Consider the following 8,325-nt stretch of genomic DNA (forward strand, 5'->3'; position numbering starts at 1 on the left):
GTAGATGAAGGCCAAATCTTGGTAAGGAAACAATGGAAAAGTCCTTCATAAGGTAGGATGAAGGCCAAATCTCGGTAAGGAAACAAGGGAAAAGTCCTTCATTCATTATGCCCCCCTAAAAGGGAAAGCTCCCACTGGCAGCACCGGTTTACCTAAACAGGTCTTACCTGCAAAAACTCAATGATTTCCTGATCGGGTCCTTCAAAAAAGACTGTCTCCCAGTCATTTTGAAGCTTGTATGGTCCTTCTATTTTTCTAATGTCATTAAACCGATTTATCAATTCATGGATGTTGCTTACCTCAAAACAAATATGAGTCGTTTTATCGTTCTTCTGTTGCCCAGAGATCAACTCCAGTCTAAAGTCGCCTGAAGCAAGAAACACAATCTCTTCCCCCATAAAAAATAATCGTTTTTCTTCCTTAAGTTCCAAGTATTTTTTGTAAAAAGTGATAGACTTCTCTATATTGTTCACTTCTAGTGCATAATGGTGAAAACGCATGTATGGGCCTCCGATCATATAATGAGATTCATATCCCCAAACTCATGCCATAAATAGCAGTCTTCAATTGCTTGTTCATAGGCCTGAAACAAATATTTTTCGGATACAAAGGCGGACAGCATATCGAGGTGGCTGGCCTTCGGTTCATGAAAACCAGTAATGATTCCATCTGCAATTTTTAAAGGATAATATTGATCGATATATAGATTCGTCAACCCAGATAGCGCCCCGTTCTTAGCAGCACTCTCAAGAGCTCTGACTACAGTCGTACCAACCGCTATTACCTTTCTGCCGGATGCTTTCGTCTCGAGAATCATTTCCATTGTACGGTCAGAGATATGATACTCCTCCTCATTCTCTTCGGGTGTCTGGATCCATTGGTCATCAAGCAAATAACTTAATCCTGTATGCAACTGGATAAAATCAACCTGTATGTCTTTACGTATCAGTTTAAATAGCAGCTCCCAGCTAAATGCCCTGCCTGCCGAGGGCATCTCCACTGAGCCTGGATGGCTGGCAAAAACCGTTTGATAGTAATCCAAGTCCCATGGATGATCTATATATTCATATCGTACCGGTTCACCAAGAGCATAGATGATATTGAATAGATCCGTTCCTTTTTTAGTAAACTTAATGATCTTTAGTGGAGAATTATCTTTTTCAGCTATCACCGTTGCTGACAATTTAGGTGAAAATTGCAGTATATCGCCCGTTTTTACAGGATTTGCCACGATTAGTGCATCCCAAGTATCCTCACCACGGCGCCTTGCCAGACGGACTTCAATCTTTGGTGCTAGGTGAACGGCGTTTCTAAGCCATTCAGCCTGTAAAACCGCAGGAATGGTTCGGCTATTATTTAAAATAACCAGATCCCCGGGCTGGAGATAATTTGTCAAGTGAAAGAAACGGTCATGCTTGATTTGTCCTGTAGCCCGGTTCAGAACCATCATCCGTACATGATCCCTTCGTAAGCCCCGTTTTTCAGGGGGATGGGAAGCATTCAGTTCATCGGGAAGAAAAAAATCCAACGCTTTTGTCGCTGCCATCCTTACACACCCTCTGACTGGGCCGCAAACCGCTGGCCATTAATTCCTGCAGCCTTATCCGAGGCAAGATATAAAAATATGTCAACTACATCCTCCGGCATAGCCAATGGGTAATCGCAATCGGGAACGGCTAATTTGTGCATGTCTGTGTTCATTTCTCCCGGATCGACCATGTTGACCCGGACATTGGTTTCACTCAATTCATCTGCCCACGTTTGGGTGAGACCTTCAACGGCAAATTTTGAGATCCCATATGCACCCCAACCCGCAAAGCCCGTATGGCCGGCTTCAGATGTCACATTGATAATCGATCCAACATTCCGCTCAAGCATTCCCGGAATGACTCTTCTTGTTACGAGAAATGGCGAGACCGCATTCACTCGAAGCACCTCAGCAAAGTCCTCTTCAGGGTAATCAAGAAGTAATGGCATTGGACTTGGCCCCAAAATAGAGGCATTATTAATCAGGACATCAATATGGCCATATGCGTTTTCTGCCATCGCAACGAATCGTTCCACATCCCTTGACTTGGAAATATCAGCAGTAACCGCCAACACTACAGCACCTAAGCTCTCTGCTGCATCCTTCACCATTAGCAGTTTTTCTTCTGATCTAGCGCATATCGCCAACTTAGCTCCTTCTTTTGCAAATGCCAACGTTAACGCTCTGCCCAAACCTTTAGAAGCCCCAGTAATCATTACAACTTTATTTTTCATAAATGTTATCTCCCCTTCATTACTTGATGTCTTAAGCATATCGGTTTCTTCCAAATCCTCCCTCAGAAAAAAGCTTGAACTTTATCTACAACTTTTGGCTGAAAAAGAGAACCAATTTTAGTTAAAAAGGGTTCTGTTTTGAGGTGCTTTTCTTATCGTATAGGTGTCATTGGATCCCGAAACAGTGAAAAAATAAGAGAACGGTCGCCAATAGGGGGTCATTGAAACCAGAAACAGTAAAAAGGAAAGAGAACGATCACCAAAAGAAAGCGTCTCCTGACGCTAATCATTTCTTTATTTCAATGTAAAATTAAAATCGGATGGAGTTTTCAAATAATCGAATCCGTATAAAAATTGGCAGTGGAAAAAAGTCAAGACGTTGCATTTCTTATGAACGCGGGATAAAAACTAGTTCTAAGAGGTGAAAATGAAGTGACTGTGATTACAACCTTTAAAGAAAGAAGACGGGAAAAACAAATAAAATACGAGCGCTCCGTCCTTAAGGAGTTATCGATCAATACGTTGAAAGAAAGAGTACGACAATATTTTGGATCGACAAGAATTGCCTCAAGCTTTGTTATGAATACAGGTATAGAAGAAGCATGTTACGATGTTGCCCTAGAAGCTTTTCTGTTAGGGGCGAAATTCAGCAAGTTTGGTTATTATGGGGAAGATATGGAAGCAGTGCGTTTACGCTGCTTTAAAGAAGAAAAACACCTAATTGATACGCTATACAACTTTTTACTCTATTGGGGAAGTGAAGAAGAAGGTACGATGAGCGAGTCGCTTTATTATTTATGCGAACAATATATCCATGTCTGGTGGCGTGAGGGATACGAAAAAGGCCAAAGACGCCTCAAGCTCCGACTTCATTAATACGATAAAATAATTCTTTGTTAACTTTCTAGCTGCAGTGCCTAGGGTTCGGGGTCATAAGCGTCTCTAGTTGCGGCTCCTTGGGACTCGAGTAGTAAGCCACCTCCTGAAGAAGGCAAAAAGAGCCTTCTTACAAGGCAGGGTTTTACGACTTCGTCCTAAAACAGTCGGCTCCACATTTTAATCAATCCCTTAAGAAGGTTAAAGGGCAGCCTTCTCACCGGCACGTTTTATGCTTAGCGACAGAAAGCTATCGCTTTTCGTACGCATAAAGGGAGACTCACCTTTGGCTTCGCATTGCTCGCCAGTCGATTATTCTCCCTATATCACCCCTGGGTAAAGTGCTTTTGCTTATATTACTTCCTGTTCTAAAAAAGATCCATGTTCCATATATATTATTGAACATGGACGAGCGGGAAGGAATGATTTGGGTGTTAAAGCGAAAATGGAAAATGATCATCTTTATTGCGGGATTAATTGTGTTATTTTTTATATTACAACACGATTTTACTGAAAATAACTCATGGAAGACGTGGAATCTTCCATTGTCGGGGAAAATTATTTTATTAGATGCAGGCCATGGAGGACCGGATGGCGGTGCAGGAACCGGCAAAATTCTTGAAAAGGACATAGCCCTAGATATTACTAAAAAAGTTCGAGATTACCTTCAAGAGCAAGGGGCCTTGGTCATTATGACAAGGGAAAAGGACGTAGATTTAGCCGACACTGATACGAGGGGCTATAGCCGAAGAAAAGTAGAGGACTTAAAAAAACGATTAAAGATGATCAATAAATCCGATAATGACCTATTTGTCAGCATCCATTTAAATGCGATTCCATCTGCTAGATGGAGAGGCGCTCAAACCTTTTATGCACCGCATCATAAGGAAAATGCCAGGGCGGCTAAATTTATCCAAGAAGAGCTGCGTAACAACTTGGAAAATACAACTCGGAAAGCCAAGCCGATTAATCAAGTATATATTTTAAAACATGCTAAAAAGCCGGGTGTATTAGTTGAGGTTGGTTTTCTCTCAAATCCGGCAGAAAAGGCATTATTAAAAAAGGGTTCCTATCAAGAAAAAGTAGCCGCATCCATAAATAATGGAATTATGCGTTATTTTACAAATGAAAAGGAACTAAAAGAAAAAGATTAAACGGGGGGTGGATACACCTTCCATTTTTATGTTGTGAAGGTTCTTAATTTTACTATAGGTTTAATAGTGTGATTAAGGTAACTGTTTCCTTGTTGGGTTATGGTATACTGAAAAGTGGAAATGAATTCAAAAGGTGAGGTGTCTTTTTTATGTTAACAGATGTGAGAATCCGTGAGGTTCTTGGCGGTCTCAAAGAACCATTTTTACATAAAACATTAGCAGAGCTAAATGCAATTGAGGAAATTAAGATTAAAGAAGAAAAAAACCATGTTAGTGTAAAGGTCGCAATTGCTAGGACCGGAACAAGCGAACAGCTTCAGCTGCAAACTCAAATTGTTAACCTATTAAAAGAAGCCGGTGCAGCAACCGTTGGCATCCGTTTTAGCCAGCTTTCTGAAGAGGTGCTAGCTGCAAACCGTCACTCAGAGGCTGAAAAAGAAAAGAATCTTCTCAATTCGACAGATACAACCTTCATTGCGATTGCCAGCGGAAAAGGTGGAGTAGGGAAATCAACGGTTTCTGTTAACCTTGCTGTAGCATTAGCCCGTTTAGGGAAAAAGGTAGGTCTCATTGATGCGGATATTTACGGTTTCAGTGTGCCTGATATGATGGGGATTACGAAACGGCCTGTTGTCCGCGGAGAAAAGATTATCCCTGTGGAACGTTTTGGTGTTCAGGTAATTTCGATGGGCTTCTTTGTTGAAGATAATGCTCCGATCATCTGGCGCGGTCCAATGCTCGGAAAAATGCTAAACAGTTTCTTCAATGAAGTAGAATGGGGAGACATTGATTATTTACTATTAGACTTACCACCAGGAACGGGAGATGTTGCATTAGACATTCATACGATGCTCCCTGCATGTAAAGAAATTATTGTCACCACACCGCATCCAACTGCTGCTTTTGTTGCCGCTCGTGCGGGTGCAATGGCTTTACGGACTGAGCATGAGGTACTTGGCGTTGTTGAGAATATGGCATACTTTGAAAGTAAGGTTACAGGCGAAAAGGAATATGTCTTTGGCCGTGGCGGCGGAGATAAGTTAGCAGAAGAATTAAATACAGAAGTTCTTGGACGCCTGCCGCTTGACCAGCCTGATTGGAACGATGATGACTTTGCTCCATCCGTTTATCAGGAAGATCATCAAATTGGAAAAATTTATTTAGAAATTGCTGAAAAAGTGGCAAGCCTGCTCAAAAAGTAAAGAAAAAAGGCCTCTTCCTTATGTTAAGAAGAGGCCTTTCCCTTTTATAATTAGCTGCCACCAGATTTACTTTGGTCGCTGCTGGATTGACCCCCATCCTTGCCGCCGGCCTTCCCTTTTGTTTCCTCTGCGGCCTTTAAGAGCAATTCTTCCATTTTCGCTTTAAAAAGCGGACTGTCAATCGTTTCTGAAATGACCTTTTGCAGATGTTCGCGATATTCTTTGCTTTTTAAGGCATCTGCCAACTCTTTTTGAATTTCTGGCTCTTTAAAAACCTCAATCATCATTCCTCTATATTCAGGGTCATTCATTAATTCCTTCAGTAATTTTTCATTCTCGGATCGCATGTTTTTTGCAACGCCTTGAGCAAACTTTGGATCACTAAATGTCTTTTTCCAAAACTCAGTGGCTTTATCAGAAGATAACGTCTGTTGGATGGTGTCAGAGACAACCTGTTGATCCATAACAAGTTTTTCCTTCATCTTATCATCGGACATCACGTCTTGAATGGCTTTTTTACCATCATCTGTCTTAAGAATATCCACGACCATTTTTTTCGTTTGATCATAATCAATCTGACCTGTGCTGCTTATGTCATTAGAAGTACAGCTTGTTAGAAGTATCATTATAGGCAGGAGGAGCAACATCCTTTTTCCTCTCATTTTCAAGCTCCTTTCAGATATAAATCCTTAATTTTAGGATGAAGAAAATAGAGGGAGATTATTCGTTGGTAAATCAAATTATAGATTTTTCACATTTTGCTTGGTACAATCAGTATGGAATTACTTTGATACTTTGGGGGTTTCTAATGTGACAAGCCGAAATTTGGTAAAACTGTTTAAGAATACATTATTAGTTGGCGGGGTCACGACAATTATTGTGGGATTATTTGTACACTGGAATGAGCTACAGCCTTTTTTTGTTGATTTTAAAATAATTGATATTATTTCGGCGATTATCTGGTTAATGGTAATGGGCTTTCTCTTTAGCGTTATCAGCCAAATGGGCTTTTTTGCATATTTAACGATCCACCGTTTTGGATTGGGTATCTTTAAATCGGCTTCCCTTTGGAATGCTGTTCAAATTGTCCTAATTCTTTTTGGCTTATTTGATCTCGTTTATTTACGTTATACAAACTTTGCTAAAACGGGCGACTCTATTCTGCCTTATTTGGTTCCAGCATTACTTCTATTGGTGGTCGGGCTAGCAGTAGCATGGGTAAAAAGCAAAGAAACCAACCGCGAAGCATTTATTCCGGCTGTCTTCTTTATGATTGTCGTCACGTTACTGGAGTGGGTACCTGTTTTACGGGAAAATGCTGAGAACTGGTTCTATTTAATGGCGTTCGCTTTAATGGCTTGCAATGCTTACCAAATATTAATCCTTCATAAATTAAATGCACAATCTGAGCAGGAAAGACAGCAACGCTTAAAGCAAAAAGAAGGAAAAACAATTAATAATAAAAAAATGAACAAAAAACCGTCCATTTAATTGAATTGGCGGTTTTTTTGTTCCCTATTCTTACCTAATTTCTTTTGATTGGACTTCTCCGTTTGCGATCATTTCTGAAACCGACACTAGCTTTAAGCCTTTTTGACGAATATCAGCCAAAATTAGCGGCAATGCTTTTGCCGTTTGGTTAGCTGAATCGGATGCATGAAGAAGAATAATATCGCCCTTATCTGCCTTTTTTACATTTTCTACGATTTTTCCAACTCCTGGATTTTGCCAATCCTTTGAATCAATTTTCCAATGGACAACTGTATAACCATACCTTTTAGCTATTTTTAAGGTGCGCTCATCGAAATGCCCTGTTGGTGCACGTAAAAGCTTTATTTCCTTTACATTAAGCTTTTTAAAGGATTCCTGCGCTTTTGATATATCTTTAGCGATTTGACCATCTTCTGAATCCTGGTAATCCACATAATCGTAACCAAGAATCCCAATTTCATAACCATCTTTTACGATTCGAGTAACAATGTCGGGGTGCCTTTCTGCCCAAGATCCTGCTAGGAAGAAAGTGGCCGATTTAACATTTTCCTTTTTCAACGTATCTAAAATTGGTTCTGCCTTTTCATCTCCCCAGCCAATATTAAAAGTAAGCGCAAGATCTTTTTCACCTCGATAGATAGCTTTAGAGCCCTCCTTGGTTGAAAAGACAGGAATCTGTGCCATGTTCTCTATATAGAGAAACCAAGCAGTAAAAAAAGCAGCAATTAAAATAAGTATTACATTCTTTAAAGCCTTCCCGTTTAATACAAAAAAGATATTCATCCTTCCCACCTCGTCCACTACGATCCTTGTCTCATACCTATGCTTGAATTCTTAACAATATGATTAAAGAATTAATTATAAAATCTTAATAATTGGAAAAGACTACTATAACTAGAAATTTTGCTGGAGGTTATTCAATGTTTGGACTTCTAATAAACGAGAAAGAAGTAAAAGAAATGGAATACCTTATCAAAAGAGAAATGGATGAAATATTATTTGATTTAAGGGATGAACGAATTGATCATATTGTAAAAAGGGCAATGGAGGAGAGATATAAAATCCTTTTTGCATTATTTAGAAGGGTTGCATCACCTTATGATTGCTTAAAATATATGAGGAGAGGTAAGAAGGACAGAAAGAAAGGATAAAAAAAGATTAAGTTCTTCTACATTTTTTTATAAAAATCCGTTGACAACTAAATATAATCTTGTTATATTAATAAACGTCGCTGCTGACAGTAAAAAAACACTTAAAAAAAGTTGTTGACATTACGATTGGCAGATGATATATTAAAAAAGTCGCTTTTAGGCGATTGAATAAAAATTGTTCTTTGAAAA

The 8,325-nt window shown here is 39.5% G+C and carries 10 protein-coding genes; 5 read left to right on the forward strand and 5 right to left on the reverse strand.

Annotated features, from left to right (window positions below; genetic code table 11):
- Window positions 1–152: 152 nt before the first annotated feature.
- Genes V7150_RS02985 through V7150_RS02995 form a run of 3 tightly spaced genes read right to left on the reverse strand, consistent with a single transcriptional unit; the run spans window position 153 to window position 2,262 of the window.
- On the reverse strand, window positions 153–500 hold the full coding sequence (locus tag V7150_RS02985; RefSeq protein WP_335513459.1) for a VOC family protein: 348 nt from the start codon (window positions 498–500) through the stop codon (window positions 153–155).
- Window positions 501–514: 14 nt separating this feature from the next.
- Window positions 515–1,546: an S-adenosylmethionine:tRNA ribosyltransferase-isomerase gene (locus V7150_RS02990; protein ID WP_335513461.1), complete on the reverse strand. Its 1,032-nt coding sequence runs from the start codon at window positions 1,544–1,546 to the stop codon at window positions 515–517.
- 2 nt (window positions 1,547–1,548) lie between these two features.
- Window positions 1,549–2,262: an SDR family NAD(P)-dependent oxidoreductase gene (locus V7150_RS02995; protein WP_335513463.1), complete on the reverse strand. Its 714-nt coding sequence runs from the start codon at window positions 2,260–2,262 to the stop codon at window positions 1,549–1,551.
- A 432-nt stretch (window positions 2,263–2,694) separates the two neighbouring features.
- On the opposite strand from V7150_RS02995, the gene V7150_RS03000 reads away from it, so the two are divergent.
- From V7150_RS03000 to V7150_RS03010, 3 genes are all read left to right on the forward strand, one after another.
- Window positions 2,695–3,138, forward strand: a complete 444-nt coding sequence (locus V7150_RS03000) for a YbaK family protein (protein ID WP_335513465.1) — start codon at window positions 2,695–2,697, stop codon at window positions 3,136–3,138.
- Between the two features lie 404 nt (window positions 3,139–3,542).
- On the forward strand, window positions 3,543–4,292 hold the full coding sequence (cwlD, locus tag V7150_RS03005; RefSeq protein ID WP_335513467.1) for an N-acetylmuramoyl-L-alanine amidase CwlD: 750 nt from the start codon (window positions 3,543–3,545) through the stop codon (window positions 4,290–4,292).
- A gap of 149 nt (window positions 4,293–4,441) precedes the next feature.
- Window positions 4,442–5,494, forward strand: a complete 1,053-nt coding sequence (locus V7150_RS03010) for an Mrp/NBP35 family ATP-binding protein (RefSeq protein WP_335513469.1) — start codon at window positions 4,442–4,444, stop codon at window positions 5,492–5,494.
- Window positions 5,495–5,544: 50 nt separating this feature from the next.
- On the opposite strand, the gene gerD is transcribed toward V7150_RS03010, so the two are convergent.
- Complete coding sequence (gene gerD, locus V7150_RS03015; RefSeq protein ID WP_335513472.1) at window positions 5,545–6,156, reverse strand: spore germination lipoprotein GerD; 612 nt, start codon at window positions 6,154–6,156, stop codon at window positions 5,545–5,547.
- 148 nt (window positions 6,157–6,304) lie between these two features.
- Here gerD and V7150_RS03020 point away from each other — a divergent pair, with 148 nt between their 5' ends.
- The gene (locus V7150_RS03020; RefSeq protein ID WP_335513474.1) at window positions 6,305–6,985 is read left to right on the forward strand and encodes a KinB-signaling pathway activation protein; all 681 of its coding nucleotides are present in this window, start codon (window positions 6,305–6,307) and stop codon (window positions 6,983–6,985) included.
- A gap of 30 nt (window positions 6,986–7,015) precedes the next feature.
- Here V7150_RS03020 and pdaB read toward each other — a convergent pair whose 3' ends face one another.
- Window positions 7,016–7,768, reverse strand: coding sequence for a polysaccharide deacetylase family sporulation protein PdaB (gene pdaB / locus V7150_RS03025; RefSeq protein WP_335513476.1), 753 nt, complete (start codon window positions 7,766–7,768; stop codon window positions 7,016–7,018).
- Window positions 7,769–7,905: 137 nt separating this feature from the next.
- Here pdaB and V7150_RS03030 point away from each other — a divergent pair, with 137 nt between their 5' ends.
- On the forward strand, window positions 7,906–8,136 hold the full coding sequence (locus V7150_RS03030) for a hypothetical protein (RefSeq protein WP_335513478.1): 231 nt from the start codon (window positions 7,906–7,908) through the stop codon (window positions 8,134–8,136).
- Window positions 8,137–8,325: the final 189 nt, after the last annotated feature.

It is taken from the genome of Neobacillus drentensis (genome assembly GCF_036965245.1).
GTDB classification, from domain to species: domain Bacteria; phylum Bacillota; class Bacilli; order Bacillales; family Cytobacillaceae; genus Neobacillus; species Neobacillus drentensis_G.